At 34.2% G+C, this 22,874-nt stretch carries 37 protein-coding genes; 35 read left to right on the top strand and 2 right to left on the bottom strand.

Annotated features, from left to right (window positions below; translation table 11 throughout):
* Entirely contained in the window at window positions 1-459 is a 459-nt protein-coding gene (locus tag ILYOP_RS10070) for a hypothetical protein (RefSeq protein ID WP_013388407.1), read from the bottom strand.
* Between the two features lie 215 nt (window positions 460-674).
* Here ILYOP_RS10070 and ILYOP_RS15240 point away from each other — a divergent pair, with 215 nt between their 5' ends.
* Genes ILYOP_RS15240 through ILYOP_RS10045 form a run of 4 tightly spaced genes read left to right on the top strand, consistent with a single transcriptional unit; the run spans window position 675 to window position 3,461 of the window.
* Complete coding sequence (locus ILYOP_RS15240) at window positions 675-1,388, top strand: LexA family transcriptional regulator (RefSeq protein WP_013388406.1); 714 nt, start codon at window positions 675-677, stop codon at window positions 1,386-1,388.
* A gap of 19 nt (window positions 1,389-1,407) precedes the next feature.
* Window positions 1,408-1,986, top strand: a complete 579-nt coding sequence (locus ILYOP_RS10055; protein ID WP_013388405.1) for a hypothetical protein — start codon at window positions 1,408-1,410, stop codon at window positions 1,984-1,986.
* The gene (locus ILYOP_RS10050) at window positions 1,974-2,810 is read left to right on the top strand and encodes a hypothetical protein (RefSeq protein WP_013388404.1); all 837 of its coding nucleotides are present in this window, start codon (window positions 1,974-1,976) and stop codon (window positions 2,808-2,810) included. Before ILYOP_RS10055 ends, ILYOP_RS10050 begins: the two co-directional genes overlap by 13 nt.
* 36 nt (window positions 2,811-2,846) lie before the next feature.
* Complete coding sequence (locus tag ILYOP_RS10045; protein WP_222838884.1) at window positions 2,847-3,461, top strand: hypothetical protein; 615 nt, start codon at window positions 2,847-2,849, stop codon at window positions 3,459-3,461.
* 26 nt (window positions 3,462-3,487) lie between these two features.
* On the opposite strand, the gene ILYOP_RS10040 is transcribed toward ILYOP_RS10045, so the two are convergent.
* Window positions 3,488-3,853 (bottom strand): hypothetical protein, encoded by a 366-nt coding sequence (locus ILYOP_RS10040; protein WP_245546526.1) that lies wholly within the window; start codon window positions 3,851-3,853, stop codon window positions 3,488-3,490.
* A 200-nt stretch (window positions 3,854-4,053) separates the two neighbouring features.
* Between ILYOP_RS10040 and ILYOP_RS10035 the strand changes: the two genes are divergently transcribed.
* The 31 genes from ILYOP_RS10035 to ILYOP_RS09910 all read left to right on the top strand — a co-directional run bounded on the left by ILYOP_RS10035 (window position 4,054) and on the right by ILYOP_RS09910 (window position 22,863).
* Window positions 4,054-4,251, top strand: a complete 198-nt coding sequence (locus ILYOP_RS10035; RefSeq protein ID WP_013388401.1) for a helix-turn-helix transcriptional regulator — start codon at window positions 4,054-4,056, stop codon at window positions 4,249-4,251.
* Between the two features lie 277 nt (window positions 4,252-4,528).
* Window positions 4,529-4,747 (top strand): hypothetical protein, encoded by a 219-nt coding sequence (locus ILYOP_RS10030; protein WP_148223706.1) that lies wholly within the window; start codon window positions 4,529-4,531, stop codon window positions 4,745-4,747.
* A gap of 289 nt (window positions 4,748-5,036) precedes the next feature.
* Window positions 5,037-6,035, top strand: coding sequence for a helix-turn-helix domain-containing protein (locus ILYOP_RS10025; RefSeq protein ID WP_013388399.1), 999 nt, complete (start codon window positions 5,037-5,039; stop codon window positions 6,033-6,035).
* Window positions 6,036-6,055: 20 nt separating this feature from the next.
* Window positions 6,056-6,214 carry a hypothetical protein gene (locus tag ILYOP_RS15850; RefSeq protein ID WP_013388398.1) on the top strand — a complete coding sequence of 53 codons (159 nt, stop codon included), beginning with the start codon at window positions 6,056-6,058 and terminating at the stop codon, window positions 6,212-6,214.
* Window positions 6,215-6,234: 20 nt separating this feature from the next.
* On the top strand, window positions 6,235-6,390 hold the full coding sequence (locus ILYOP_RS15845) for a hypothetical protein (RefSeq protein WP_013388397.1): 156 nt from the start codon (window positions 6,235-6,237) through the stop codon (window positions 6,388-6,390).
* Window positions 6,377-6,589 (top strand): hypothetical protein, encoded by a 213-nt coding sequence (locus ILYOP_RS10020; RefSeq protein ID WP_013388396.1) that lies wholly within the window; start codon window positions 6,377-6,379, stop codon window positions 6,587-6,589. Before ILYOP_RS15845 ends, ILYOP_RS10020 begins: the two co-directional genes overlap by 14 nt.
* The gene (locus ILYOP_RS10015; RefSeq protein WP_013388395.1) at window positions 6,586-6,897 is read left to right on the top strand and encodes a hypothetical protein; all 312 of its coding nucleotides are present in this window, start codon (window positions 6,586-6,588) and stop codon (window positions 6,895-6,897) included. Before ILYOP_RS10020 ends, ILYOP_RS10015 begins: the two co-directional genes overlap by 4 nt.
* Window positions 6,878-7,018, top strand: coding sequence for a hypothetical protein (locus ILYOP_RS15840; RefSeq protein WP_013388394.1), 141 nt, complete (start codon window positions 6,878-6,880; stop codon window positions 7,016-7,018). The genes ILYOP_RS10015 and ILYOP_RS15840 overlap by 20 nt, the downstream gene beginning before the upstream one ends.
* A 46-nt stretch (window positions 7,019-7,064) precedes the next feature.
* The gene (locus tag ILYOP_RS10010) at window positions 7,065-7,817 is read left to right on the top strand and encodes a V-type ATP synthase subunit I domain-containing protein (RefSeq protein WP_013388393.1); all 753 of its coding nucleotides are present in this window, start codon (window positions 7,065-7,067) and stop codon (window positions 7,815-7,817) included.
* Window positions 7,814-8,209 (top strand): hypothetical protein, encoded by a 396-nt coding sequence (locus ILYOP_RS10005; protein WP_013388392.1) that lies wholly within the window; start codon window positions 7,814-7,816, stop codon window positions 8,207-8,209. The genes ILYOP_RS10010 and ILYOP_RS10005 overlap by 4 nt, the downstream gene beginning before the upstream one ends.
* A complete protein-coding gene (locus ILYOP_RS10000; protein WP_041921273.1) occupies window positions 8,199-8,378 on the top strand; it encodes a hypothetical protein in 180 nt (59 codons plus the stop codon). Before ILYOP_RS10005 ends, ILYOP_RS10000 begins: the two co-directional genes overlap by 11 nt.
* Before the next feature lie 150 nt (window positions 8,379-8,528).
* Window positions 8,529-8,702 carry an AbrB/MazE/SpoVT family DNA-binding domain-containing protein gene (locus tag ILYOP_RS15645; protein WP_013388391.1) on the top strand — a complete coding sequence of 58 codons (174 nt, stop codon included), beginning with the start codon at window positions 8,529-8,531 and terminating at the stop codon, window positions 8,700-8,702.
* A 113-nt stretch (window positions 8,703-8,815) separates the two neighbouring features.
* A complete protein-coding gene (locus ILYOP_RS16150) occupies window positions 8,816-8,944 on the top strand; it encodes a hypothetical protein (protein ID WP_013388390.1) in 129 nt (42 codons plus the stop codon).
* Entirely contained in the window at window positions 8,938-9,504 is a 567-nt protein-coding gene (locus tag ILYOP_RS09995; RefSeq protein ID WP_013388389.1) for an antA/AntB antirepressor family protein, read from the top strand. Before ILYOP_RS16150 ends, ILYOP_RS09995 begins: the two co-directional genes overlap by 7 nt.
* 418 nt (window positions 9,505-9,922) lie before the next feature.
* Window positions 9,923-10,951: a hypothetical protein gene (locus ILYOP_RS09990; protein ID WP_013388388.1), complete on the top strand. Its 1,029-nt coding sequence runs from the start codon at window positions 9,923-9,925 to the stop codon at window positions 10,949-10,951.
* A 172-nt stretch (window positions 10,952-11,123) separates the two neighbouring features.
* Window positions 11,124-11,606, top strand: a complete 483-nt coding sequence (locus ILYOP_RS09985; protein WP_013388387.1) for a hypothetical protein — start codon at window positions 11,124-11,126, stop codon at window positions 11,604-11,606.
* A 122-nt stretch (window positions 11,607-11,728) separates the two neighbouring features.
* Window positions 11,729-12,325 carry a hypothetical protein gene (locus ILYOP_RS09980; RefSeq protein WP_013388386.1) on the top strand — a complete coding sequence of 199 codons (597 nt, stop codon included), beginning with the start codon at window positions 11,729-11,731 and terminating at the stop codon, window positions 12,323-12,325.
* Complete coding sequence (locus ILYOP_RS09975) at window positions 12,309-14,066, top strand: phage terminase large subunit family protein (RefSeq protein WP_013388385.1); 1,758 nt, start codon at window positions 12,309-12,311, stop codon at window positions 14,064-14,066. Before ILYOP_RS09980 ends, ILYOP_RS09975 begins: the two co-directional genes overlap by 17 nt.
* 25 nt (window positions 14,067-14,091) lie before the next feature.
* On the top strand, window positions 14,092-14,310 hold the full coding sequence (locus tag ILYOP_RS09970; protein ID WP_013388384.1) for a hypothetical protein: 219 nt from the start codon (window positions 14,092-14,094) through the stop codon (window positions 14,308-14,310).
* Window positions 14,292-15,794 (top strand): phage portal protein, encoded by a 1,503-nt coding sequence (locus ILYOP_RS09965; RefSeq protein WP_013388383.1) that lies wholly within the window; start codon window positions 14,292-14,294, stop codon window positions 15,792-15,794. Before ILYOP_RS09970 ends, ILYOP_RS09965 begins: the two co-directional genes overlap by 19 nt.
* On the top strand, window positions 15,784-16,869 hold the full coding sequence (locus tag ILYOP_RS15235; protein ID WP_013388382.1) for a head maturation protease, ClpP-related: 1,086 nt from the start codon (window positions 15,784-15,786) through the stop codon (window positions 16,867-16,869). Before ILYOP_RS09965 ends, ILYOP_RS15235 begins: the two co-directional genes overlap by 11 nt.
* Window positions 16,869-17,201: a head decoration protein gene (locus ILYOP_RS09955; protein ID WP_013388381.1), complete on the top strand. Its 333-nt coding sequence runs from the start codon at window positions 16,869-16,871 to the stop codon at window positions 17,199-17,201. The genes ILYOP_RS15235 and ILYOP_RS09955 overlap by 1 nt, the downstream gene beginning before the upstream one ends.
* Window positions 17,202-17,217: 16 nt before the next feature.
* Window positions 17,218-18,234, top strand: a complete 1,017-nt coding sequence (locus ILYOP_RS09950) for a major capsid protein (RefSeq protein ID WP_013388380.1) — start codon at window positions 17,218-17,220, stop codon at window positions 18,232-18,234.
* An 8-nt stretch (window positions 18,235-18,242) separates the two neighbouring features.
* Window positions 18,243-18,545, top strand: a complete 303-nt coding sequence (locus tag ILYOP_RS09945) for a hypothetical protein (RefSeq protein WP_013388379.1) — start codon at window positions 18,243-18,245, stop codon at window positions 18,543-18,545.
* 8 nt (window positions 18,546-18,553) lie between these two features.
* Window positions 18,554-18,877 (top strand): hypothetical protein, encoded by a 324-nt coding sequence (locus ILYOP_RS09940; protein ID WP_013388378.1) that lies wholly within the window; start codon window positions 18,554-18,556, stop codon window positions 18,875-18,877.
* The gene (locus tag ILYOP_RS09935) at window positions 18,877-19,440 is read left to right on the top strand and encodes a phage tail protein (RefSeq protein WP_013388377.1); all 564 of its coding nucleotides are present in this window, start codon (window positions 18,877-18,879) and stop codon (window positions 19,438-19,440) included. The genes ILYOP_RS09940 and ILYOP_RS09935 overlap by 1 nt, the downstream gene beginning before the upstream one ends.
* Window positions 19,437-19,925, top strand: coding sequence for a hypothetical protein (locus ILYOP_RS09930; protein ID WP_013388376.1), 489 nt, complete (start codon window positions 19,437-19,439; stop codon window positions 19,923-19,925). Before ILYOP_RS09935 ends, ILYOP_RS09930 begins: the two co-directional genes overlap by 4 nt.
* The gene (locus ILYOP_RS09925; RefSeq protein ID WP_013388375.1) at window positions 19,925-20,185 is read left to right on the top strand and encodes a hypothetical protein; all 261 of its coding nucleotides are present in this window, start codon (window positions 19,925-19,927) and stop codon (window positions 20,183-20,185) included. The genes ILYOP_RS09930 and ILYOP_RS09925 overlap by 1 nt, the downstream gene beginning before the upstream one ends.
* Window positions 20,185-21,633 carry a phage tail sheath family protein gene (locus tag ILYOP_RS09920; protein ID WP_013388374.1) on the top strand — a complete coding sequence of 483 codons (1,449 nt, stop codon included), beginning with the start codon at window positions 20,185-20,187 and terminating at the stop codon, window positions 21,631-21,633. Before ILYOP_RS09925 ends, ILYOP_RS09920 begins: the two co-directional genes overlap by 1 nt.
* 11 nt (window positions 21,634-21,644) lie before the next feature.
* On the top strand, window positions 21,645-22,169 hold the full coding sequence (locus ILYOP_RS09915) for a phage major tail tube protein (RefSeq protein ID WP_013388373.1): 525 nt from the start codon (window positions 21,645-21,647) through the stop codon (window positions 22,167-22,169).
* A 61-nt stretch (window positions 22,170-22,230) separates the two neighbouring features.
* Window positions 22,231-22,863, top strand: coding sequence for a hypothetical protein (locus ILYOP_RS09910; protein ID WP_013388372.1), 633 nt, complete (start codon window positions 22,231-22,233; stop codon window positions 22,861-22,863).
* The last annotated feature ends 11 nt before the right edge of the window (window positions 22,864-22,874 follow it).

Below are 22,874 nucleotides of genomic sequence, written 5' to 3'. Positions count from 1 at the left end.
TCAGTGTTTCGTCCCCCATCTTTCTCTTTTACTTTTCAAATTTTCAGTTATTATTTTGAGATCTATAATAGAACTCCTGTCTTTTATTTTCTCGATGCACTCTGCCACAAATCCTATTAACCACATCCTTAGTTCATCGTCCATCTCTTCAAAGTGCAGCTCTTCCCTCTGTAAGATCTTCCTTGTCTTAAAGTAGTCTCTGTCAAATGTGACCATCTTCCTTGTCGCCTCTTCCACCAATAACCAGTCCCTTGTTTCAAGGGATTTCCTAAAGCTTTTGATAAAGTACTTCATCATATCTTCATGCCATTTATCCAGTTTGAAACTCCTATCCCTTCTTTCGTCATCCTTCTTGTCTACATCGTCCTTATGCAGTAGGTAAGTTTCAGCTTTCATAAATTGACATTGTACATTCATCCCAAACTCAAGCCTTAATGAATCTATGCATTCTGTCTTCATAGAAGCCCCCCCTATAAAAAATAAAGATATTTGTTAAGAGTTAAAATACCTTAAAACTATTTGTACTTTATTGTACAACTGATTCTTAAATTTTTTTGATTTACCCCAAGTGTAAATCCTTATATTTCTATTGTACTTTTATGTACAACGAAAGTCAAATTTTTTTTTACTTTTTTGTATAAAATTTAATATACTAAAGAAAGGGAGTGATTTTATTGAGTACAAACTTTGGAAAATTTTTGATTGAGTTCATGGAAAAAAACGATTATAAATTAGAATATGTCGCTGAAAAAACGAATACTTCATTTTCTACTATAGGACATTATAGAACTGGAAGGAGACTGCCCAAGGATGACTTTATCGAAAAATTTATAAAAGCTTTCAATTTTAATGAACATGAGAAAAAAAATATATATGATGCAGTTTTGAAGGATAGAACTCCTCCTGAGATTCTTGATAAACTTGAGAGATTTGAAAGGTATTCTAAAATAGAAAATGCAAAAGGCAATGCAAGAAGAATAGATACTGTAAAGGTTCCCCTCTATGGGACTGCTTCTGCAGGTCCTGGATATCTAAATTTGGATATAGAGCTGAAAGAATTTATTATCCCAAAAGAAGATTATAGAGAAGGGAGATTCACCGTCAAGGTAGAGGGGAACTCCATGACCGGTCCTATAAAATCTATCCCCTGTGGCTCCGTTGCCCTTGCTGATCCCAATATGTGCACTGATATAGAAGAACTTATAGGGAAGGTCTGCGTGTTTACTTATAACGACGAAACCTTTATTAAACAGCTTACCGTAGACAGACAGAATTTGATTCACTTGGTATCTTTCAATCCAGAAGAGCAGGACATTATTGTCCTAAACCCCAAGATGCTAAAGTGTAATGGCAGAGTTGTAAAAACATATTATGAACAGAGATGGTAGGAAATGGAGGTATTGCAGCTTGAGATATATTCAATTTCAAAAAAGTGAAAAAATAGATATAACGTATACTAAAAAAAAGGGGATAATCCCTTGCAAAAAAAAAAGGGAAGCTTTTCATATAGAAAAAGGAAAGAAAGAATTATTTGAAATTCCACTAACAACAAAAAATTCATTTCCTCTAGATCGAGCATTCATAACTAACTATGATTCTCAAGGAGATCTGCTGGATAGTAAGATTACTATTCAACACTATGATATTAAAAATGATACAAATTTTAATATATATATATCTTACGAGAGGGACAGAGGAGTATTCAGAAGGAATAAAGGAAATCATAATAAGTGGTGGAAAATTAAAATACACGAGGCAAAAGAAACGTGGGAAGACATCAGAGTTCTACCTGACTATGAAACAAAAGCTATAGATCGCGAGTCTCAAGAGATAGAAAAAATGCTAATAAACAATAAAAAAGAAACCAGACAAATAATAGTTGATTTTTTGAATGCCCACAAGTATACTAAGGTTACTGTGAAAAAAGATAACATTAAATTAATGTCTACACCGAAAGAAAAAGGAGGGGAATTATGGAAATTTTGAAAAGAATTCAAAATCTAATTCTGGGCTACACATTCATTGAAAAGAATCAAAACAGAATAGAAATAGGACTCCCTTATTTTTTCAATAGTGGCGATACCTTGGAGTTAATAATTGATTTCCAGGAAGAGGACGTTATAATAAAAAATGATCATTATAAAAATTGGGAAACTTCTTTAAGTAATATTTATTCCACAGATAAATTAAGGAAAGAATATTTAATTCCAGATACACCCAAGTTTGAAAAACTGGTTAAAGAACATCTTGAAAGTTATAATATTAATCACTCTTTACTTATGGAAAAAAGGGTTAGTAAAGAGGAATTTGATGAAAATTTTGATGAAATTATTTTAAGGTATATACTTTCTACAACAAGATACTATAATTACATATCTGATTATATTTTGAGTAATGTCAAAGAAAGTCAAAGAGGCGAAGCTTTTAGAACTGAAATCCAAAATTTTCTTAATAATTTTCAAAAAAAGCATAAAGGTTATAAGTTTAAAGCTATAAAAAAAACAACAGAACATAAAAAAACATTTTCTAGTAAAAATCTGTATTTTGAAAGTGATAAAATAATTCTTGCGGGAATAAATTCGAAGTTACATTTATTGGAAGCTTTAAGAGATTTAAGAATAATCTTTAAAGAAAAGAGAGCGCAGGACAAGATACTTGTTGTGATAGATAATAGAAAGAGTAAATTAAACGAGGAATATGTAGGAGAAAATTTGGAGACTCTTGATATAAGTGAAATAACTAGTGTTGATACTTTCTATATTCAATCGGATGAAGATTTTGAAAAAATTTCTAAAAGACTCATAGGATAAATTATTATGAAATATTCGAAATTTCAAAAAAAAATAATGAAGACAATAATTAAATACCGCCCATCGATCAATGATTTTACGTTGGAAGACTTAATTAAAGAGGTGTTTACAAAACATATCCCAAATACTTCTCTAAAACTTACTTCTAGCGAGTGTACCTTAAGTGTTTCTGACAAAGATTATTCAGAATATTATCAAAAAAGAAAAATTCAATGTTACGAGATAATTAAACTGGTAGGATACCTACTAGAAGAAGAAATGATTGAGATCATGAAAGATCCAAAGAATTCTGAAGTTAAATATGTCTTTCAGCCATTTAGAGATGTTAGTGGTTCTAGTATTATAAAAATTAAAATTGAAAATAAACATAAAAAAATCATTTTGAAGAACTTAAGTGAAGAATTTTATATAGGAGAAGAACTTAAAAAACTAGTCAAATGGAGATTCCTTTCTCATGAAGCTATTAATTTTATAATAGCTATTATTGCATTAATTTTTGGTGCATTTACAGATATTGGAAGCACTATTAACGACCGTTGGATTGCTAGAAATATAAATACAGTCATTGAGTTTGCAGAAATATCAGATGATAAATCATTAGAGGGTATTTCTTTTAATTCTTTAAAACTTAAATACTTTAAGGAAGATTAGCCCCTTTCGGGGCTCTTTTTTTATTACTAATCTACTTTCTTTCCTTCATGATTATACGATCCTACTATACTAATTCCTGTCGATGAAAGAGCTTTACTAAATTCACCCATAGAACCAGCCGAAACAACCACAGCACTGTCTCCGTCGCCAGATATCAAAAAAGCATACTCATTAAGAACCATCCCACCATAAGCATTTTTACCTCTGAATTTAACTCGTTGAGCCCACCCTCCATTGCTGAGTTTTAGTATATAACTGCATTCTACATATTTAATGCTTTTAGGATCGTTTGCATTATCCTTCAAATAATTTTTTACTGCATACGTAACACTATCCCATGGAGATGCTTGTGGGACAGCTAAAACAGTGATACTAATACATAATAATAACATTAAAATTATTTTTTTCATAAAATCCTCTCCCTTTAGTTATTTATTGGCGTATCTACATAAGTTTTCCACATAAAATAATATAATTCAAGAAAAAAATAAAAATATAAATTAAAACCCCTCGCTTTTAGTTTTTTTAAATCAGTAAAAAAAATTTTGACTTTCATTGTACAAAGTTGTACAATGAATTAAGAGGTGAATATATGTATAAAAAATTAATAGATTCTAAAAAAAAACTGGGAATAAAATACACTGAAGTCTACCCGTTGCTGGGCATTACAAAGCAAAACTTTTTTTATCATATTCAAAATTTAAAAGAGGGAAAGGTAACATTCAGCGTAGAACAGCTGAAGATTATATGTGAAAAATTTGAACTGGACCCTGTAATTTTTTTTGAATAATTCCTGTACATAAAAGTACAAAGAAGAGGGGCTTCTGCCCCTCTTCAATGGGTGTTATTTAAAAGCTTAGGACCTTCCTCTATACAGCTAAACACCATTATAATTTCTAGTCCCCCTTTTAATTATAACTTCCGCTTGTTTAGCTGTATCGAAGAGGCTCTAACGGTAGAGTCTTTACAGCCTTTGGCTGGACTCCTTCAATAAAATAAAATCGGTTGTCCGTGCTGGTTCGGACATAAATATAACCAGCACTTTTACGTTTTTGAAGAGAAAATTTATGAAAAAACGATTAAAGGATGGGACGCAGATGAAAGACCAGGTAACTGAAAAATATTTAACTTTGGAAGATACAGAGGATAGAGCCATAGATTTTATATATGTCAGGCTCTATAGCTGTATTAAAACAAAAACACCTATGAGGGATAAAGAAATTAGGATGATAGGAAGAATTTCCACTTTGTTATTAGAAAACGATTCTACTTCAGAAAATCAATAACCTTTTGAGAAGCTATGCTTGCCAAAGAATCCAAAACAGAAGTTTGAATGTGGCCGCTTTCACAAATAGCAGATTTTAAATTACGTAATTTTTTCATAGTGCCTCCTTGAGTTTAATTGTTTTGTGGTGAATCGATTATAGCATGTAGGGGGCACTGGCACAAAAGAACACTTTATATCTTTATTCAAAAGTCTATGGGCCGCCTTCCAGGGTTGCCCTTCGGGGCTTTTAAATAAGAATATAAAAATAAAATAGGACTCTGGAAGGTCCTGCATAGGAGATGAATTTAATGGACGCGAGAATAGAAGTATCCTGGAATACAAACTTTACAATGGTCCCCAATGAGATATGGGATCTTGATTTAGAGATGTCTGAGAGAATTATTTTCATGTATTTGGTAAAGCTAAAGAGCAATCATGGAGAGGTTGCATTTCCTTCATATCCTGTCATTGCAGAAGCATGCAAGATCAGAAATAAAAATGGTGAAATATGCAAAGTTAAAACAAGAAGATCAATAGACAAGATGATCTCCATTGGATTAATAAAAAAATTAAACAGAAAAAAGAAAAATGGTGAGTTTACTTCAAACGTTTATAGCTTGACACACCCCTCTACCCTCTTGGAGCCAATAAAAACAGTAGATACAGAAGAGGAAGAGTTTGAGCTTGTCACACCTGTGTCAAAACCAAAATCAAAAGCACCATCTAAACCAGTAAAATCAGTGGGTTGCACTGTTGACACACCTGTGTCAAACTCTGTAAGCACCGAAAACATTGATCTAAAAGACAATCAGAAAAATGAAAATGCCACATATAAATACTTACTTAATAATACTTACTTAAAAAGAAAAACCACTACTAGCGGTCACAGTGGTTCCCTTGGTGGTAGTTCCTTCGGTAAAAAAGAAATAATAAAAACATTAGATTCCATCAATTACAAAGTTCCTGATGGGACATTAAAAAACATTGAAAAGCTGGACACTACACCAAAAAGGCTTATCGAAGTAGTAAATTATGTAGTATCAAATAACAAAGGACCCGGATTTGTAGTAGACGCCATCAAGATGAATTATGATTTAAAACCTGTTAAAGTTAGATTAAATCTCAGTAAATCAAAAGCTACCAAGAGGATTAAAGACATTGCAAACCTTATCGTAAATGAATTTGATATCGGGATCTGCAACGACCCAATAGAAAAATTTGATAAGTTGTCAGAACAATATTCATTCGAGTTTGATACGGTAGTAACTGAATATAGGGATAAATTATCAAAATACACAGGATTATAATTTTAAGTTTGGAGGGACACATGAAAATCTGGGAAAGAGTCACAATCATAGAAAAAAATTCTAAATTATTTGATCTAAAAATAGGAAAACTCAGCAACAGAAATGCAGTGATACCACCATATTTTGATTATGATAAACAGACAAAACAGTTTGTTTTTATAGGTTATTACGAAAAATAGATTTCAATTAGGAGGGTGACATGATAGGACATATAGTTAATCTCGAAAACTTTTTAAAAATCTTAAACAAAATAAAATCAATAAAATTAGACAGTGTCAGATTTGACAAAGACCTTGAAAAATTATCTAGAGATGCCTTTGAAAATGGCTGGGAGATAGAAATTGAATGGCTCTGAAAAAGAACTTCTTGAAAAAACAGTGAAGTTTCTTGAGGACCTAGGAAAACAGAGTAAATTCCTAACTCCTGGAGAACACAGAGCACTCCTCAGGAAGTATGGAATCGGAAACATAGAAGCTCTCAGAAAATTCTGGAAGTTCAAGAAAAAGCAGCTAGAAAAATTGAAAAATATAAAAATACAGGAGGTAAAAGAGTGAAACTAGAAACTTATATTGAAGTTTTAAAAGGCATAAATGAAGCATCTAAAACTAAAGAAAATTTTACAAGTGTGGAAGTGTCAGGCATAACAGGACTTTCTGCAGAAGAATGCTGTAGTGTAGAGTTTAAAACTCTGAGTTGTTTTTTTGAAATAGAAGAGGGATACCTCAGAAAAATTGATGGTAAATTTATTTCAAAACTTGGTCCTCAAGGTTTTAATGACCCTATAAAGCTTTTAGGAGTAGAGGAGCAGTTTATCACATGCTTAAAGTTCAGGAGGTGGAACGATGAAGAAAAAATCAGATGAAAAGCTTGAAGAATTAAAAATAATAGCCGCCGAGAGTTTGGAAAAAGCTTTAAAAAATCAAGCTCAGGCAGACATAGGCAAGATGGAAATAGCACTTAAAATACTTCAATTAAAAGATTAAAAAATACTATATCAAGTCATCGATAATATTTCATAAGAGGTGAAAAATGCGGAAAACATGGACAGCAGCAGAAGAAACTTATATCAAAGAAAATTTTGAAAAATCAAGAAAAGACCTGGCGGAACACCTAGGGGTATCACTTCCGGCGATCAATAGCAAAATTCAGAAAATGAAGCAGCTTGGCCAGCTAGGAAAACCCAACTTAGTAAAAAAAGAGATACCAGTAAAGAAAGATCCCACACTGGTAGAAGCCTTTGATGTGATAGATGAAAAAGAAAAAGAAATCCAGCAGTTAAAAAAAAAGCTGGATATTAAAAATAAAGAGCTCAAAGAGTATTCAGAGAACAATAAAAAACACCTCCACACTATATCGTCTCTCCAAGGAAAGATCACAGGTACAGAAAAAGATGCAGAGGGCCACGAAAGACACCTCAGGGAGCTAAATACAGCCTTGAGATACAGAGAAAATCACATTGACGACCTAAAAAAACAGCTAGAAGACCTCAATCCATATCACGAAGGGCTTAGCGAAACAGTTCCAAAGTCTTGCTTCGACAAACTCACAGAAAAATATCAAAAGCTTGAAGTCAAATATGCAGAAGCACAACTTGAAATAGAAGAGTATGAAGAATTGATAAATGAAGAAGAAAATGAGGTCCTTCATAACGACTATTTCGAAGTAAAGAGCCAGTTAAAGACACATAAACAGTTTTTGCAGATCATAGAAGAAAAAGATACAACTATTTCAAACTTAAAAAATGGTGCAGTTCTAATAGATATTTTGGGGAGGGATTTATGATAACGGCAGCTTACAGAAATAAAAACAGCAATGTGTATATTCATTTTGGAGGAGCAAATCAGCTCGAGCAGGCCAAGTGCGAAGGATTTGAGTTGCTTCTCTCCCTTCAAAGATTTGTGATGGACCCATGTCAAAAGCGACTTCAAGAAGCAAAAGAGGAGATAGCTGACAGGATAATAACTGCCCAGCAAATGATAGAGAACTCTCAAGGAGCTATAAGGAACGACTTTGACGATCATTGTCGCCACTTCAAAGATGCCCTGGAAAGTCACGGCCTTCACCATCAGTTCCAAAACATACTTGAAACCTACAGAGATGATATAAGAGAGATCATAAAGCGAAAAATTGACCGCACCCTTGAGAGAATCGAGAGTGGTTATTATGATAAATAAGAGACAGCTCAAAAGAATTTTAACCATGATATTGTCACTAATAACATTCTTATATGGAATTTATATTCTGGTGATGGGAGAAAAAGAATTTGGAATGCTAATCATTATATTTACCCAGTTAATTGATATGGATGCATCTTTTAAAGATAAATTTTACAGGAAAAAATAAAAAGAAGTAATCAAGGACATTAAAAACTAAATAAATCAGGGATTTTCCTATAGAATTTTATGAGGCAGATGAAGTAAATTAAAAAAACATTTGACAAGTCCGACCCTAACAGGTTATATTTATATTAGGGGCGAACAAAAGGAGGCTAAATTGGAAAAGAGAGACTTGACCATTTCTTTTTACAAGGCCGGTAATGGTACTGGTACTAGATTGACTCTTCCTAAGCCATGGCTAGAAAAGTTAGGCATTACAAAGGAAGAAAAAGGAATAGAGTTGATTTTAGATGAAGAAAACCAACAACTTATTATCCGTAAAAAGAAATAAAAAATCCCCTGTAAGTCTAGAAAAAACTCACAGGGGCAGATGCTAGTAAACTAACACCGTCGCTAGGTATAGTATACTGCATTTGCCTCATAAATTCAATAGGAGGTAGTAGTATGAGTATGAAAATTCTGGAAAACGGTATGATCGAAGTAACAATCAAAGGGCTTTGCGACAAAATTTATGTGACATCAGAAAAAGTGGCAATAGAGATAGCCATGAAAGTAGGTGGACATAAATGTTAGTAAAAGTAAAAAAAGACAAGTATGGAAATAGCCTGGTCTCAGCAAGAGAACTGCATGAGTTTTTAGAAGTAAAAAGAGTTTTCACAAGTTGGATAAAGGAAAGAATTGAGAAATACAAATTTGAAGAAAACCTAGACTTTACTACCCTTTGGAACGACACCAAATCGGGTGTCGTTGTGAAATTTAACGGCAACAAGCACTCTATGGTTCAAAAAGGATATAAACTGGATTACATTATAACTCTCAACATGGCCAAAGAGCTCTCAATGATCGAGAACAACGAGAAGGGGAGACAGGCTAGGAAATATTTTATCCAGTGTGAAGAGCAATACTACAAAGTAATAGAATCTATCAACAATATTGAGTTCAACCCAAGGCTAAGAGAGATAAAAGAACGTGTAGACAATATCAAGAATCTGGAAGAGCAACTAAGAGATCTGCAAGAAAGAATAAAAGCTGAATACACGATACTGAGCACTCACGCTTTGCGAATGGCCGATATAATCGATACTGAGAGCACACAATCAATACTTACATCTAAAAAATTTGGAAGCAACTAAAAAAACTATCCCTGATTTATTTCAGGGATTTTTTATATTCAAAAAAAGTTTGACAAAATTAAGAGCATAAGCTATAACTAAAGGAGTAAAGATGAAAAAAATCAAATGTAAAAAATGCGAACGTATTTTAGCTGTTGTCAAAGATGGCTGGGTTAAAATAACAGGGAATACAGATTATTCAAGCAATGGCACAGACTCCTATATACGGTGTAGAAAGTGTAGCACATTAAATAAAATTAAATAGAAAATAGAGACCCAAGGTCCATTGGTACAGGTGTAATAGTCTGTATCTGTGGACCTTTTATTTTTTGTTCTGGATAAAGGGGTATTAGATTTGATTGGCTTAAGCGTCAAAATAGACAATACCAATCAGCCCCTTCATTGAGAATAAAATATATACGGGTAAAGGCGGGAAAGTATGGAACTGGATTTAAATAAAATATTTAGAATAGGTCTCGATAAGATATCTATTTATAATTTCAAAATTAAAGACGGATCCCAGCTTTTGAAATCAGAAAAGACAACAGATTATTATACCGAAGAATCTTTTTACCTGGACGACGAGATGATTTCTCTAAACAGTTCCACCAGATTTTACTCTGACGGTAGAACAACTCATTTTCAGGTACTTATTTTTAACCCAAATAAAATTTTACACAGCCACAATATTTACAATGCAGACAAAACAGACCTTATGAATTCTATAATAAAATTAATTGAGATTTTGAGAAAAAAAGGTATCGAATTGGATTTGTCAGACGCTAGGGTTAGATCAGTAGAAATAAATAAAAATTATGACATTCATATAAAAGAGCTTATAGAAGCACTTACACTTCTTTTCATAAGTTTTGATAATTCTGTAAAAATCAGCAATGGTGGAAAGAATAAAAACTTTAAAAAAATATATCAAGACAATACTTTTCTCTACTCAAAGAAAACAATCAGCTTTCAGGCTTATTGCAAAACATCTCAAGTCAATGATCAAAAATTATTAGATAAAATGATAACTAGAATAGAATTAGAGCTCATAGGAGCAAGTTACAGGAACAGAATGAGCAAACATAAGCTTGATGACAAACTAAGCACTTTAACAGAAAATTATGGAGTTATAGAGTTAATTTTTAAGGACTACATAAAAAATATAGTCTACAAAAGAGCTGTAAATTACATCGAAGAAAATATTAAGCCAACTTTAGAGTCAGAGTATTTAGCATATAAAAAATCAAATGCTTCAGCTGCAAAAATAGGAAAAAAACAAAGAAAAGGCGTCTATAGACATTTGGCAGAAAATTATTGGTTGTTTGATTATCTCTTCTTATACGAGATAGTAGACAAGCATGAAAAGAAGAACAAAAACCGAGAAAAAAAAACAATAGAAAAAAGACTATCCAATCATAATAATCTAGAAAAATTAAATTATTTGATGGATTTTATTTTTCCTCAATAATCTCAATTATTGAGGAAATAAAAAAACCTCTATTTCTTTCTCTAGGCTTTAATAACTATGGTCTAGATTAAAAATACACTTTCTATAAACTAATAAAAAAGTTCTATATAACAATAAGAGCACCCTACTTATATTCGTTAAGTAATTATTAAGTCAGACTAGGAGACCTCATATGCCAAATGAAAGATATAAAAAATTATCTGCTACAGAGAAAAATGAAATAAAAAAAAGATATGAGTTTGGTGAGGATCTAGTAGATCTATCTATAGAGTACATGGTCCCTTTAGGTACTTTATATAACATGTCGTCAAGAGAAGAGTGGAAGAAGGGTAAAACCAAAGCTCTAATAAGAAATATAGAGTCCGAAAAACTTATTACTAAAGTGGCAGAGGACAGAGTAAAAATTAAACTCCAGTATAAAAATCTTACCACTCAGCTAAGAGAGTACCTGTTAGATGCTGGAGTATCTACTGTGAAGTCCAGAGAGGAAGCACTTAAGAATCGAGCCGCTGCTATCAAGGAATTATATAACATAGATAAAGAGTTATATGACATCAAGAGTGCAGAAGAAAACCTGAGCCACCGCCAAGAGATGGTCAAGTATGAGATCAGCAAGAAAGAGCTTGGAGATGCAAATGACATAGAGCTCGATTAAAAAAGGTACTGTAAAACTAAAATTTTTTTTAACGGGTCGGAAGACCCCAAAAAAAGGCTTGATTCAGGATTTTTTCAGGAGTTCCCACTTCCAAAGAATTAAGCAAATATAAGGGGTAGAGCATGAGGATAAAAGTTAAAGATGAGAGATTAGCTCGAATTCTAGGGATTTCAGCAAGAAGAGTAAGAGAAATTGGTGTAAAAATTTCCCAAGGAAAATATGATCTGGAAGAATCTGTAAAGCAATATATCGAACAGGCAAAACTCGGGAAAGAGCTGAGCGTAAATCAGAAGGAACTCTCTGAAATTCTAGGGATCACACATAAGAGTATCAGGAACTTAACAGAAAAGAAAATCCTTATAGCTGACAAAGATGGGAATTATGACATAGCTACAAATGTACAGAGATATATGAGTTCCAATGATGAGAGTATGAAACTCAAGAGAGTCCAGAGGGAAATGAAGGAACTGGATTTGATGGAACGTAGAAATCAGCTCCATGAAACAAAGGTTGTAGAAGAATTTATTTTAGATATGATAATGGCATTCAGGAGTAAATGTCTATCACTCCCAGGAAAGCTCGGGAAGAGCTTAATAGGTGCAACAAACAGGGCAGACATTGAAGAGATTACCAAAGAAGAGATCAACAATATATTGACTGAACTATCAGAAGAGACGGTAAAAAATCATTTTGGAGGCGAGAATGAAGATAAACAATAATCACACTATAAATTTATTAAAAACCATTCTCAAAAGACTCGCTCCACCGCCTAACCTAACTATTCACCAGTGGGCCGACAGGTTCAGAGTGCTTTCAAAAGAGAGTTCGGCTGAACCTGGTAAGTGGAAAACCGAGGTCACTCCTTACATGATTGAAATACTGGAAACTATAGCTGACAAGAAAATAAAAATTTCAACTCTTATGACATCGGCTCAGGTTGGAAAGTCCGAGACACTGAATAATGTATTTGGTTACTATGCTCACCTGGACCCTTCGCCTATTATATTTATACAGCCTACCGTAGAGATGGCTCAGTCATATTCACGGGAGAGAATAGCCCCGATGATTCGGGACACTCCTGTACTAGCACGAATCTTTGAAAACCCAAGGAAAAGAGACAGCGGGAACACCGTATCAAAAAAAAGTTTTCCAGGAGGATATGTAGTGTTTGTAGGTGCCAACTCTCCTAGTTCACTAGCTTCAAGGCCTATAAAAATTGTATTGGCTGATGAAATAGACAGATTTCCAGTAAGTGCTGGGAAAGAAGGAGATCCTTTAGAACTTGTGGAGAAAAGAACCACTACATTTTGGGATTCTAAAAAAATAAGGGTATCAACTCCTACTATACAGGGTATTTCTAGGATAGAAAAATCTTACAATGAATCCAGTATGGAAGTCTGGTGTCTACCTTGTCCGGCTTGTGGACATTTAAACGAGCTAGATTTTGAAAGAATCAAATGGGAAGACCTGAACGAAGTAGTAATGGAGTGTGAAGAGTGTGGCTCTTATCATGACGAGAGAGCCTGGAAAAAGGAGAAACAACTCAACGGAAAATGGGTATCTAAAAATCCAAATATAAAAGACCACAGAGGTTTTCATCTAAATGAATTCGCCTCTCCATGGAAGACATGGAACGAGATTATAGATGATTACAAGCAGGTAAAGGATGATCCTGAAAGATTAATAACCTTTTGGAACACTTCCCTGGGATTACCATTTGTAATAAATCTAAATGAAATTATAGATTACGAAATACTGTATAACAGAAGAGAGAACTATAAAGCGGAAGTACCTGCAGGGTCAGATATTCTTACAGCAGGAATAGATGTCCAGGATAACAGAATAGAAACAGAAGTTGTAGCATGGAACCAAGAAGGAGAAAACTGGGGAATAGAATATAAAATTTTCCCAGGAAACCCAGAGCTTGATGATGTTTGGAACGACTTAAAAAATTACCTTGCAAGAGAATTTGAAGGTGAAGACGGAACTAAAAAGAGATTATCTCTAAGTTTCATTGATACAGGAGGACATCATACTGACCGAACCTATGATTTCGTAAATGAAAATATAGCGGAATTAAAAGTCATCGGGATTAAAGGACGTGGGGGAGAAGGTGTTTCTGTTCATAACGGATTCAGAAGGACTAAATGTAACAAGATAGACCTCCTCTCACTGGGTGTAAATGCACTTAAAGATATGACCTACGCATCTTTAAAAATAGATACTCCAGGACCTAAATACTGTCACTTTCCTTTAGATCTCTCAAGGGGTTATGGAGCCGACTACTTCAAGATGCTGACTTCAGAAGTTAAAGAAGCCGATGGAAAGACAATAGTTTGGAAGAAAATCAGAGATAGAAATGAGGCGTTGGATATAAGAAACTATGCCAGGGCAGCCTTTGAAATGGTAAGGTACAGCATAGGACAGTCTCCTCAAGAGGATGAGAGAACCTTTGAATAAATATGTCTTAGAAAGGAGGTGAAAAATGTCAATATCATTAGAAACGGCTGAAAGGATGCTGGATAATGCAGTATCAGCAGAGGAAGCGATACTGACAGGAGCTCAGGAGTACGAGTATAAAAACAGAAAAGTAACCAAAGCAGACCTCCCGGAGATCAGAAAATCAATTCAATATTGGGAGAAAAAGGTTAGAGAAATCAAAGGAGAAGGAGGGCCGACGACATCATGGGGAATTCCGATGTAAAACCAAGCATAGTTGATAAAGCTATATATCTTTTTAGTCCAAAAGCGGCTAAAGACAGGCTAAAAGCTAAGCAGGAATATAAAAATTATGTGGATTCAGGTGCAAGTATAACCGATTCCGCTCTTTGGGATTTTTGGCCTATTTCCAGATCCCCCACTGAAGAAATTGACGATAATAGAGCCACACTTGGAGCTAGGACGAGACGTTTGTATATGTCAAGTCCTATAGCCAGGGCAGCTATTAACAAATACCATGTTAACGGTATAGGAACAGGTCTGAAGGCCAAACCAAATATAGATATAGATGTATTAGGAATAACGAAAGAAGAATCAGCAAAACTAGAAAGAGAAATCAAAAGAAAGTTTGATCTCTATGCCAAGAGCACCAATTGTGATTATAGCAGAATGTTTAATTTTTACACTCTTCAAACTTTAACATTGATAACCTCACTTGTAGCAGGAGATGCTTTAGTAGTCCCTTGCTATAAGAAAAGAAAAGGCGTTAAAACTAGACTCTGTCTTAGAGTGATCGAAGGAGACCTTATAACTTCTCCTTATGCTGTTGATACGGATTTGATAAGAAATGGAGTGGAATTTAATACAAACGGTGAGTTAGAAGCCTATTATGTTGCAAAAAGACATCCTGGAGACATGTATTACACAACCGAAACTATAAGATTAAAAGCTTTTGGGGATGATGGAAACAGGCTTGTACATCATATTTTTGAGCCAGAAAGACCCGGACAGAGAAGAGGGGTACCACTTTTAGCACCTGTTATATCCGCCTTAAAGCAACACAGTAGATATAGTGAAAGTGAACTCATGGCGGCAGTTATCGGTGCTATGTACACGGTGTTTGTTACAACAGAAGCAAATACAGATCCTTTAAAAAACTTAGGTGTGGATAAAAAAGATAATAATTTACCAGATAAAACCGTGGGTATGAAAAAAGGTGGAATTGTAAAGCTAAATCCTGGAGAAAAGGTGGAAATAGCAAATCCCGGAAGACCAAATGCGAATTACTCAACTTTCGTAGACGCAATAATCACAGAAATAGGTGCAGGTATAGGAGTTCCGAGGGAAGTACTATTGACTTCTTTTGGATCAAACTACTCAGCTTCAAAAGCTGCCTTGGATGAAGCTTGGAAAGGTTTTTTAAAAAAAAGAAGCCTCATTGAGATGTACATGTGCCAGCCTTTCTATGAGGAATGGCTTACAGAACAGGTATCCCTTGGAGAAATTCATTTGCCTGGATACATGGACAACGATAGAAAAAGACTTGCTTATTCAAGAGCCTATTGGGTAGGTCCTTCTAAATCCAGCTTAGATCCATATAAAGAGGTCAGGGCAGCATCTGAAAGAGTGAAAATGGGTATATCCAATAGAGAAATAGAAGCAGGAAGCATAGGAAACGATTTCGAGGAAGTAAGTAAACAATTATTGCTTGAAAATCAGCAACTCAAAGGGGTGAGTAATGAAGAATAATAAGTTTTGGTGTTTCAGTGAGACAGGTTCAGAGAAGAATTCGGAAATAAAAATATTTGGAGAGATTGTAAATATCCCATGCTGGGAAGGAGATGTATCTGCAAATAGTTTCTGCAGGGAACTAGAAAAAATAGAAGCAGAAGAAATTTTAGTGAGAATTAATAGTCCAGGTGGAGATGTCTTTGAAGCTCAAGCAATATACAATTCTCTAAAAAATCATCCTGCAAAAGTTATAGTTAGAATAGATGCTTTGGCAGCAAGTGCAGCGACAGTAATCGCAATGGCAGGAGATGAGATACTCATGCCTGAAAACGCTATTTTCATGATTCATAATCCGTGGTCATGGTCCAGCGGAGAAGCCAAAGATTTTAGAAAAAAGGCTGAAACTATGGATACCATTAGAGAAACAATTGTAAATGTATATGCAAGTAAATCAACTTTATCTCGGGAAGAAATAATGAATAAAATGGATGAAGAGTCCTGGTTAACTTCTCAAGAAGCTTTTGATGCAGGGTTTATAACTGAAATTTTATCATTGAAAGCTGAGGATTCAGATACAGAGGAAGTCAACAATTTTATGAGGGGGAGAGTAATGAACACCTTCAAAGAGCTTCCGAAAAATAAGTTTTTAAACTTATTGAGAACCAGAAAAAACAACAACAAAAATTCAAAGGAGGAAAACATGGATTTAAAAGAGCTAAAAGAGAGCCACCCGGATCTTTACAATCAAGTAGTTAATGAAGCATCTGCAAGTTCAAAGCAAAAGGAAAGAACAAGGATTGAAAACCTTGAAAAACTTCAAAATCAATTTGGAAATTTTGATATTTCTGACTTCATCAACAATGCAAGAGAGAATGGCAAAGAAGCAAACGAGGTAATGGTTGAAATTGTAAACTCTGACAAATTTAAAGCTTACAACACACTTCAATCACATGCCAAAGAGTCGCACACAGAAACTTTAGAGAATGTAATTGATGCCCATAAAGAAGGTGAATTACCTTCAGAAGAAAATCCAGTGGTAGTATCAGAAGATATTATGAATGTATTCAGTCAAAATGCTAGGAGGGGTAATTAATGAATTTTACAACAGAATTTAAGTCATTTATGCGTGGGAATTTCCCAGCAAAAACTGTATCTGCAACAATAGCATCTGGTCAAGACCTGGAAGCTTACACAGCACTAGGAATCAATTCTAGTAATGAATGTGGTATTTATGGAAGCACAGGTTTTGAAACTGCCTACGGAGTGACATTGGAGGCTATAGATGCTACTGGAGGATCTAAAGAAGTTGAGATATTAAAAACAGGTGCAGTAGATGTATCATACATAGTAAAAGATGATTCTGTAACAGAAAAAACAATGGTAGTAGATTTCAATAAACAGTCACTGTTCATGGAAACAGTATAAGGAGGGGAATTAATTAATGTCAAATACAATTACACACAAAAAGACGATTAGAGAGATTAGAAGAAGGGGAGAAATCCAAAGAGACGCTCTAACAAAGATGTTTTTCCCGAATGATGAAATAGTTTACACAGAACAGGTCGTTTTAGACCTAAAAAACATGGGTAAATCAATGGCAGTATTTGTTTCACCGATAGTAGGAGGGAAAGCCCAGACAGAAAATGGACAATCCACAAAAATAATAGAAAATCCACCGTATGTAGAATCTAGAAAAGTTATCTCAGCAGAAACTTTATTTAAAAGAGAGGCTGGAGAAGCAGTTGAAACAGGAGCTGCAGGAGCTTTGCAGAGAAAACAAGCTAAACTCCTAGGACAAGAAGAGGCAGAAGTTAAAAATAAAATTGAATATATGGTTGGACAGTTTCTCCAGACTGGAAAAATCAATTCACTTGATGGAGAATCTCAGTGGGAATATGACTATGCCATGTCAAATAAGGTTACTCTTACAGGAGAAGATCTTTGGAACACCTCAACGTCGGATCCTGTAGCCGATATTGAAACGGCTATAAATACAGCAGAAGAATCCGGGGAAAAAGTTGAGGTAATTGTACTGGGACAAAATGCAGCAAACGATTTTATAAATAACACAAAAGCTCAGGCTTTACTTGATAATAGAAGAATCAAGTTAGGGGAAATTGACCCTAAAAAATTAGCTCCAGGATTCAAATATCTAGGAACTATAAATTATTCTGGTGTAGACATTTACTCTTACAACAGAAGTGTTACTGCTCCAGATGGTTCTAATGTAAAAATATTAGCAGACAATGCCATGGTAGGAGGGCCTATTGACAGAAGTATTCTCTATGCTCCTATTATTAATTTAAAAGATAAAGATAGCCCTTTGAAATTTACAGCAAGATATTCTGACTTGAAGGTAGCTGAAAACGGTAAAACTGCACATGTGACTACAGAAACAAGACCTGTATTTGAGCCAGGAGATATGGCAGGATACTTCTCTTGGGTTGTAACTAGCTAGGAGGGATTATGGGAAAGTATATATTTGACAGAAACTGTAAACTAAATAAAAAAGGTTACAAAATTGGAGAAGAGGTCCCTGTAAAAGGGATCTCTGCCAAAGATTTTCAGTTTTTAAAAACTACAGGGACTATAAAATCGATAACAGAAAAAAAAGATGATAAAGATTTAGAGCAATTAAATAAAGCTCTTGATACTAATTTAAAAAAAATAGAACAAGAAAATAAAGCTTTGACCGAAAAAATATCATCTTTAGAAGCTGAAAATAAAGTTCTACTTGAAGAATTAAATCAAGACAAAAAATCAGAGTAGTGATTTCTATGAACTTTGCAGAAATGGTCGATGCAGATATCTACAATGTATTTTTAAATACCGAAGAGTTTTCAGAAAATAAGGATATAAAATTCAGATCAAAAGATGAATATAAAACTATAAAAGTTATTTGGACAGACAATACAGAAAAATTAAAAGATGAAGACGGTGTTGTTTATCTGAAAGAGTATCTAATGAGTGTAAAAATTTCAGATTTACAGGAGGAAATTTCAGAAAATCAAAAGATCTACATAGACCACAAACTTTATCTTATAACAGCTTTTGAAGAAGAAAGTGGGATGTACCATATAACTCTTACAAGAGGTGCTTAATGATTACAATAGACCCCATGAGTATAAGAGTAGCAGATTATATGTTGAAAGGTGTCAGTAAAGGAGTTGTAAAATCTCTTTACAGGTCATTAAATAGAGCAAATTCTACTGCTAAAACAACTCTTAGTAAAGAAATAAGGAAAAGATATTATGTGAAAGCTAAAACTGTAAAAAAAGATGTCAGTGTAATAAAAGCTAATTCTTCAAGCATGAATTCAGGTATAAGAGTAAAAGGCTATTTACTTCCCTTAAGTTCTTATAAGGTTCTGTCAAGAAAAGGGAAAAAGGTGAAAATATCTGTAAAAAAAGGGGGCAGAGTAAAAACTTTCAAAAGAGCCTTTACCAGCAATGTTGCAGCTAGATCCAAAGGAGGAGAAGTATCAACACATTTTGGCGTATTTGAAAGGGTCAATAGCTCAAGACTTCCTATACGACAGCTATATGGACCATCTGTACCAGAAATGGCAAATAACTCTGAAGTGAAAGAAGCAGCAAACAAATCGGCTCAGACAATGTTTGATAAAAGGTTTGATCATGAGGTAAGGAGGTTACTGGATAAATGACATCTGATAAATTAAGTCTGAGAACACCACTGGATCACATCATATATTTTGAAAAATTATTGGGAGAAAAATTAGAAAATAATTATTTCAATGACGGAGAGTCAGAAGACGGAGAAGAAAGGTCAAAAATGAACTTTCATAGGTTTGTACCTCCTCTTGATAATGAAGAAAAATTCAAACCTCCTTATATATGCATTTCTGCTCCTTTTGATCATGAAACTAATGATAAGGATACTTATAGAGAATTAGAAATATCATTAAGAGTTTTTATTTCATCAGATGAAGTTGAAGAGGGAATGGCCGAACTCATAAACATCAATGAAATCATAAAAAAAACTGTACAGGAAGATTTAAGGATTCAATGGAAAGATATTTCCATTGAGACACCTGATGAACAGCATCTGTTCCCAATATTTTTATCAAGAACAATTGTAAAGCTTGAAGTTCCAAGCTATAGCGTAAACCCGTGGGAGGTTGTTAAATAATGGCTAAAGAAAGGTTAGTATATATCGGCCCAAATATAAAAGGGACTGTTTTGACTAAAAATAAAACATATATCAAAAAAGATGGTAAATTTTTATCTGTTATTGAAACTTTTTTAGATAAAAACCCTAGTTTTTTATCACTTTTTATAAGTACAGCAGAGTTTGCAAAATCTAGAAGTAAAATAGCTGACGGAAAGAGCATCTATAATCACAAAATAAATAAAGCTCTTGAAGAGTACAAAAAGGAGAGTGAAAAATAGTGTTAGATAGAGGAATTTCTAGCGAAGAAGCGGCAACGACCGTCCAGACCGTAACGAGTGGCTCGGATGTCTTACTGGTAATAGGAAGTGCTCCGACTGTTTATGCGACTGAAAAAAATGTTAATAAACCTATTTTATGTTATTCAAAATCTGAATTTACAGAAGCTTTTGGTTATGTGGATGACACAGACGACAATAACGGGCTGTTCAGTTATAGTTTATGTGAAGCAGCATATACAGCTTTTGATTTGTACGGAGTTTCTCCTGTAATTTTTGTAAATGTACTGGAAGAATCAACACATAAAAAAAGCGTAGCTTTGAAAGAACTGAAAACCTTAGACACAGATCTTTGGGCAGAAGAGGTATATGGAATAATAAAATCGAGTGTAGTAGTAAAAAACTCAGCAGGTGACACAACTTATGAATTGGATACAGACTATACCTTGGCTTACGACTCAGACGGATATCTTCAAGTCGTTGCAGTTGATGGGGGGGCAATAGATGGAACTCCGCACATAGAATACGATAAACTGGACCCATCTGCAATTACCCAGGATGATATCATAGGCGGTACTGATACAGATGGAGACAACAGCGGGCTTGAGTGTCTAGAAGATGTCTATTCTAAATATAATCTCGTTGTAAATAAACTCTGGACAGAATTCAGCTCTGATAGTGAAGTCGCAGCGATATCAGACACCAAGATGCAACTTTACAATGGAAATTTCCAGGGGATTTCAATGGTGGATATTGATACAGACTCAATAAAAAAATACTCAGACGTTCCTGCAGAAAGAACTTCTAAAAACTTAACATCTGACAAACAAATTCTTGCATGGCCTATGGGAGGACTAGGAGACAAAATAATGCACTTGGCATTACACCAAGCTTGTCTTTCGATGACTGTAAACAGGGACAATGATAACTTTGCTTACGAGTCCCCATCCAATAAGTCTTTAAAATTAGATAAGTTATGTTTGAAAGACGGAACAGAGGTTACGTTGAATGAGACCAAGTGCAAGTATCTCGAAGACAATGGAGTTACAACAGGATTAAGTTTCGGTGGAGGGTTAAAAAGCTTCGGAAACTACACAGCCTGCAAACCCGATAGTACAGATGTAAAAGATTATTTTATAAATGTAAAATCGGTTTTTATAAATGAAGAAAATTCACTTGTGTTAAATCTAAGGGACAATGTTGATGATCCTGGAAACCTTACACTAATTAAAAATATAGTAAATAGTTATAACTTGAGATATAACTCCCTAACCAGTCAGGGAAAACTTCTCGGAGGAAGAATTGAATTTTTAGAAACTGAAAATAGTACTATAAATTTACTGGCAGGAAAATATGTTTTCCATCATTATCTAGGTGTTTCTATTCCTGCTAAAAATATTCACAATATAGTTGAGTATGATGTCAGCTATTTAGAAACTTTATTTCAATAGGGAGGGAATAAATGAAGAACATACCTGAAAAAATCCTTCAAATAAGAGTCTTAGAAGGAAGCAGCGAGTTAGGAGGAATCGTGGATATTACTCCTCCTAACTTTGAAAATCAATCAGAAGAAATAACAGGTGCCGGGATAGATGGGTCCTATGAATCAAGTTCTGTTGGAGGTTATAGCAATCTTCCTTTGGTATTGAAGCATAGAGTTGTTCCTTCAATAGCTTCTAGAAGACTTATGAAACCTGGAGCAAAAGATTTAACAATTTATATGGCAAAACAAATATATAACAGTGAATCTGGAGAAACCGAGATTCAAAAAATAGAAATTCAAGCAAAAGCGACACACAAATCACTAAACAGCGGCACTACAGGGCCAAATACCAAACAGGATGCAGAGCAAACGTTTAACTTACTTTCATATAAGGAAACTATTGATGGTGAAGTGGCTATAGAGTATGACAAATTTAACCAAGTGTGCATTATAGATGGAACAGATGTTCTAGCAGAAGTCCGAAATGCTCTTGGATTGAGTTAATATTTCAAGCACTTCTTTAATTGGAAGTGCTTGAATTCTATTAAGGAGATGATAAATTAAAATGAACGAGAAAAACACAGGCGTATCAGGTAGAGGAATCGTTAAACTAACTGGTAAATATGCAGTTTCAGAAGATAGAGATATAACAGAATTAAATTATGACTTAAATAATCTAAAGGCAAAAGATTTTTTAGAGATAGAAAAAGAACTAACATATCAAAACGAATTTGTATTAACTTCTAAAATAGAATTTATAGATTTTTACTTTGTATTGGTCGCTGCTAAAGCTTCTAACGTCCCAACTGAGGTTTTGGATATCATGAATGTTCAAGACATTTCTGCAATAACCAATGCAATTTCAAAAGAGTTAATGCACTTTTCCCACAATGGAGCTAAAGAAGACTTAAAAATGGTCATATTAGAAAATCCAATTGTCTTAAAAGATACAACAATAGAGGAGATCTTTCTTGATTTTGATTCAATAAAAGGTTCAGATCTTAGAGACATAGAAAGAACATATCAAAAAAGAGGAGTGGTTCCAGCCATAAAAAAGCAGTTTTCAGAATTATATTGTCTTACCTGTGCGGCCAAAGCAACCGGCTTGAATCTTTCAAGTTTTGATAAATTATCCTGGAAAGACCACAAAATGGTGGTGACCCTTGTACAAACTTTTTTGCACGAAGTTGGAGCTTAGGTATCCCCACA

Source organism: Ilyobacter polytropus DSM 2926 (genome assembly GCF_000165505.1).
Lineage (GTDB): Bacteria > Fusobacteriota > Fusobacteriia > Fusobacteriales > Fusobacteriaceae > Ilyobacter > Ilyobacter polytropus.
This window is presented reverse-complemented; position numbering and strand designations above follow the sequence as displayed.

Coding starts and splice junctions, on each gene's coding strand:
- ILYOP_RS10070 (WP_013388407.1), bottom strand. CDS start 459: ATGAAGACAGAATGCATAGATTCATTAAGGCTTGAGTTTGGGATGAAT.
- ILYOP_RS10050 (WP_013388404.1), top strand. CDS start 1,974: ATGGAAATTTTGAAAAGAATTCAAAATCTAATTCTGGGCTACACATTC.
- ILYOP_RS10045 (WP_222838884.1), top strand. CDS start 2,847: ATGAAGACAATAATTAAATACCGCCCATCGATCAATGATTTTACGTTG.
- ILYOP_RS10040 (WP_245546526.1), bottom strand. CDS start 3,853: ATGTTATTATTATGTATTAGTATCACTGTTTTAGCTGTCCCACAAGCA.
- ILYOP_RS10035 (WP_013388401.1), top strand. CDS start 4,054: ATGTATAAAAAATTAATAGATTCTAAAAAAAAACTGGGAATAAAATAC.
- ILYOP_RS10030 (WP_148223706.1), top strand. CDS start 4,529: ATGAAAAAACGATTAAAGGATGGGACGCAGATGAAAGACCAGGTAACT.
- ILYOP_RS10025 (WP_013388399.1), top strand. CDS start 5,037: ATGGACGCGAGAATAGAAGTATCCTGGAATACAAACTTTACAATGGTC.
- ILYOP_RS15850 (WP_013388398.1), top strand. CDS start 6,056: ATGAAAATCTGGGAAAGAGTCACAATCATAGAAAAAAATTCTAAATTA.
- ILYOP_RS15845 (WP_013388397.1), top strand. CDS start 6,235: ATGATAGGACATATAGTTAATCTCGAAAACTTTTTAAAAATCTTAAAC.
- ILYOP_RS15840 (WP_013388394.1), top strand. CDS start 6,878: ATGAAGAAAAAATCAGATGAAAAGCTTGAAGAATTAAAAATAATAGCC.
- ILYOP_RS10010 (WP_013388393.1), top strand. CDS start 7,065: ATGCGGAAAACATGGACAGCAGCAGAAGAAACTTATATCAAAGAAAAT.
- ILYOP_RS10005 (WP_013388392.1), top strand. CDS start 7,814: ATGATAACGGCAGCTTACAGAAATAAAAACAGCAATGTGTATATTCAT.
- ILYOP_RS10000 (WP_041921273.1), top strand. CDS start 8,199: ATGATAAATAAGAGACAGCTCAAAAGAATTTTAACCATGATATTGTCA.
- ILYOP_RS16150 (WP_013388390.1), top strand. CDS start 8,816: ATGAGTATGAAAATTCTGGAAAACGGTATGATCGAAGTAACAATCAAA.
- ILYOP_RS09995 (WP_013388389.1), top strand. CDS start 8,938: ATGTTAGTAAAAGTAAAAAAAGACAAGTATGGAAATAGCCTGGTCTCA.
- ILYOP_RS09990 (WP_013388388.1), top strand. CDS start 9,923: ATGGAACTGGATTTAAATAAAATATTTAGAATAGGTCTCGATAAGATA.
- ILYOP_RS09985 (WP_013388387.1), top strand. CDS start 11,124: ATGCCAAATGAAAGATATAAAAAATTATCTGCTACAGAGAAAAATGAA.
- ILYOP_RS09980 (WP_013388386.1), top strand. CDS start 11,729: ATGAGGATAAAAGTTAAAGATGAGAGATTAGCTCGAATTCTAGGGATT.
- ILYOP_RS09975 (WP_013388385.1), top strand. CDS start 12,309: ATGAAGATAAACAATAATCACACTATAAATTTATTAAAAACCATTCTC.
- ILYOP_RS09970 (WP_013388384.1), top strand. CDS start 14,092: ATGTCAATATCATTAGAAACGGCTGAAAGGATGCTGGATAATGCAGTA.
- ILYOP_RS09965 (WP_013388383.1), top strand. CDS start 14,292: ATGGGGAATTCCGATGTAAAACCAAGCATAGTTGATAAAGCTATATAT.
- ILYOP_RS15235 (WP_013388382.1), top strand. CDS start 15,784: ATGAAGAATAATAAGTTTTGGTGTTTCAGTGAGACAGGTTCAGAGAAG.
- ILYOP_RS09955 (WP_013388381.1), top strand. CDS start 16,869: ATGAATTTTACAACAGAATTTAAGTCATTTATGCGTGGGAATTTCCCA.
- ILYOP_RS09950 (WP_013388380.1), top strand. CDS start 17,218: ATGTCAAATACAATTACACACAAAAAGACGATTAGAGAGATTAGAAGA.
- ILYOP_RS09945 (WP_013388379.1), top strand. CDS start 18,243: ATGGGAAAGTATATATTTGACAGAAACTGTAAACTAAATAAAAAAGGT.
- ILYOP_RS09940 (WP_013388378.1), top strand. CDS start 18,554: ATGAACTTTGCAGAAATGGTCGATGCAGATATCTACAATGTATTTTTA.
- ILYOP_RS09935 (WP_013388377.1), top strand. CDS start 18,877: ATGATTACAATAGACCCCATGAGTATAAGAGTAGCAGATTATATGTTG.
- ILYOP_RS09930 (WP_013388376.1), top strand. CDS start 19,437: ATGACATCTGATAAATTAAGTCTGAGAACACCACTGGATCACATCATA.
- ILYOP_RS09925 (WP_013388375.1), top strand. CDS start 19,925: ATGGCTAAAGAAAGGTTAGTATATATCGGCCCAAATATAAAAGGGACT.
- ILYOP_RS09915 (WP_013388373.1), top strand. CDS start 21,645: ATGAAGAACATACCTGAAAAAATCCTTCAAATAAGAGTCTTAGAAGGA.
- ILYOP_RS09910 (WP_013388372.1), top strand. CDS start 22,231: ATGAACGAGAAAAACACAGGCGTATCAGGTAGAGGAATCGTTAAACTA.